Below are 2,522 nucleotides of genomic sequence, written 5' to 3' on the forward strand. Positions count from 1 at the left end.
ACCCGCCGTTTTTTCATCTGCCGCGAACGTCCGATTACGCCAACCGACTAATAGAACCTACGGACCTATTTCAATATTTTGCTGACAACATCTAGACCTTTTGATGTCAATATAATATCTGTAGAACCACCAATGATGGAATTGCCATCTTCGAATGTATAAAGCCCACAACCATCCATAGATAGTATTAATTCATTTTTTAGTGGCACAGGGATTAGTGATTTAACTTGGTCGAACATTTCCCTTGAAAGGAAATTGAGTTCGATCAAATGATTTCCGTTACTTAACGGTTTGACTTTATTTAGGGAAATTTTTCCTCTTAGGATTCGGTTTATTTTGATAATTTTGTCCGTAATGGTGTATGTGTTTTCAAAATTTATTATGCTTGCTGCTAACTCATCAAAGTTAGTACGTAAACGTCCTTTCCCACCCACTGCAGCTTGCAGAGACTGAAAGGCAGACTCTAGTTGTGAAGCTTGATTTGCATGTATCCCGTTCAGATTGTTTAGGGGTTGAGGCAAATCACCTGGTATCAAACCAGAGTGACAAACAGGGATCGCTGGAATTTCTGCCTTTCCATCACGAAGGTTCATGATGTTGCGAATCCACACAGCTCCTAACTCAAAGTTAATCCAGTTCCTTTTTACCGAGGCTGGACTAATGAGATAAATGGCTCCAATACAATCTATTAGGCCATCTTCTATCCTTTTCAAGAAGTTAGAGCCTGCCGGAATGCTGGTTCCATCAGAAGAAACAAATACTTTAACAAAACCGCTGAATTCTTCTTCGAGAGCATTTTTTACCAAGAGCGCAAGGTCGCGTTCCTCGTGAATGTGAGATAGGAAAATTAACTTTTCAGACATTTGTAGCTCCTGCGGCTCAAGGTATTGTTAATACGGCATTATGACAGCCACCAGCTATGTTGGTATCATACAGGGCCGCAATTTCGACTAGTCAAGCGTAACCGAACAGTTGTGGTCTTCCTGTGATATATATCAGTAATTCACCATAAATCCGTGCATTCCCCCACATCTTTACCATAGGGCATATCTGAATCTGATCGGAATGCCCCATGTCCACCTCTTCTACCCTCAAACTTGCCCTGGAGCTGGCAGCCAAGGTCACCGGCCGGGAAGACCTGGCCGCGTTGGCGGGTGAGGTTCCGCGAATGTCCGATTACGCCTACCGGCTAATCGAACCTACGCCCACTCTCTGATAAAACTATCGCCGAAACGACGCAGCTGCTGGCCACCGTTAACGGTAGCCAGCAGCTTACAAGGGGGGAATCAACCAGCAGAGGGGTTTGCCGCTATCGATGGTCGCGGCAACAATAGGGGTCAGCGTAAAAGAAACAGGATATGGCGTTTGTCGTCGTGTTCTGCATAATCGACGACATCAAACTTGCTGCTGCTCTCTTGGGTGATCTGCTGGTGGGTTAACCCGGTCAGGCACCAAGGTTTGAAGCTGCCCGGTTTGATGGGATAGTCGAGATAGCCGCGAATGGACTGACGCTGTGCGTCGTAAACTTCAATACATTGTGAGGTGAGTTGATTGATACCAATCAACCAGAGCAGTGCCCCACTCAGGGTTTGCATATCATCACTGACCACACAGCCATATTTTCCCCGCAGATATTGATACACTTGTCGGGCAAGGCCGCTGCGGTAATCCGGGTCGATAAAGGCGCCACGGATTTGAATTCCAGGTTGCTCTTGTGCTTCTGCATTGATGGGCAGCTGTACCGGGTTATAAACAAAGCGACCCACAACCGTATCGTTGCCGGTGCGGGCATCTGCGACAGAGGCTAGCAGCTCTTCCTCGCTCCACTGGCTGTCATCTTCGATAGCATCGGTCAGCCACTCATCCACCCCCAGCTCGGTTACCACCAGACAGCATGAAAAGTCGCTGTCATCGCTCATGCGATATTCAGTCAGCGCCAGTATTGCCAATCTGCGTCGGGCGATCATGAAGTGCTGAAAGGTCACCTCGTTTGTCATGCCTTCGGGGTCGGTATCGAGTTGTTTGCGGTAGGTCTGAACCAGATTGGGGGCCATAGTCTTCCCGGACTTGTCTCAAAAATAAAAAAGCCTGATTCGGAGATCAGGCTTTTACCACTCATTGTTTATGCCAGCAGTTGCAGCTCTTGGGTCAGCGCTTCGTTGACTGCGCATTTTACCGCTTCGTCAAAACGTGAGTTAACGCTATGGTGACTCGACGGTTTGACGGCATAACGGAGCTTGTCATTCTTGACCAACAGCTCTGCGATCGGTTCGATGTAGTAGCTTTCGGCACTGCTGTCGTTGCGCTTGGTTTCAAACTCATCATGCCACAGCACTATGTATCTTGGCTGATTGTATCTGGTGATATCACGGCGGATCTGGATGGGGCGCGGAAAGCTGTTATCGCTGACCTCTTTCACCACTTCAGTTTTTTGCAGTAAAGAGTGCATCGAGATTGTCATGTTGCACCTCCTTTGTTGCCGTGCCTGACAGTTGGTTGGTCACTCAGCCTCTTCTTGGCGC

General features: G+C 47.7%; 4 protein-coding genes. 1 reads left to right on the forward strand and 3 read right to left on the reverse strand.

The features are described 5' to 3' along the window. Positions 1 to 65: 65 nt before the first annotated feature. Positions 66 to 863, reverse strand: coding sequence for a toll/interleukin-1 receptor domain-containing protein (locus BN1139_RS08620; RefSeq protein WP_005353338.1), 798 nt, complete (start codon positions 861 to 863; stop codon positions 66 to 68). A gap of 209 nt (positions 864 to 1,072) precedes the next feature. Here BN1139_RS08620 and BN1139_RS21365 point away from each other — a divergent pair, with 209 nt between their 5' ends. Continuing rightward, the gene (locus BN1139_RS21365; protein WP_005353336.1) at positions 1,073 to 1,216 is read left to right on the forward strand and encodes a hypothetical protein; all 144 of its coding nucleotides are present in this window, start codon (positions 1,073 to 1,075) and stop codon (positions 1,214 to 1,216) included. A 121-nt stretch (positions 1,217 to 1,337) separates the two neighbouring features. Here the strand turns inward: BN1139_RS21365 and BN1139_RS08625 are convergent, their stop codons facing one another. Continuing rightward, on the reverse strand, positions 1,338 to 2,054 hold the full coding sequence (locus tag BN1139_RS08625; RefSeq protein ID WP_005353334.1) for a hypothetical protein: 717 nt from the start codon (positions 2,052 to 2,054) through the stop codon (positions 1,338 to 1,340). Between the two features lie 68 nt (positions 2,055 to 2,122). Continuing rightward, positions 2,123 to 2,461: a hypothetical protein gene (locus BN1139_RS08630; RefSeq protein WP_005353327.1), complete on the reverse strand. Its 339-nt coding sequence runs from the start codon at positions 2,459 to 2,461 to the stop codon at positions 2,123 to 2,125. Between the last annotated feature and the right edge of the window lie 61 nt (positions 2,462 to 2,522).

The organism is Aeromonas veronii bv. veronii (assembly GCF_000820225.1).
Classification (GTDB): domain Bacteria; phylum Pseudomonadota; class Gammaproteobacteria; order Enterobacterales; family Aeromonadaceae; genus Aeromonas; species Aeromonas veronii.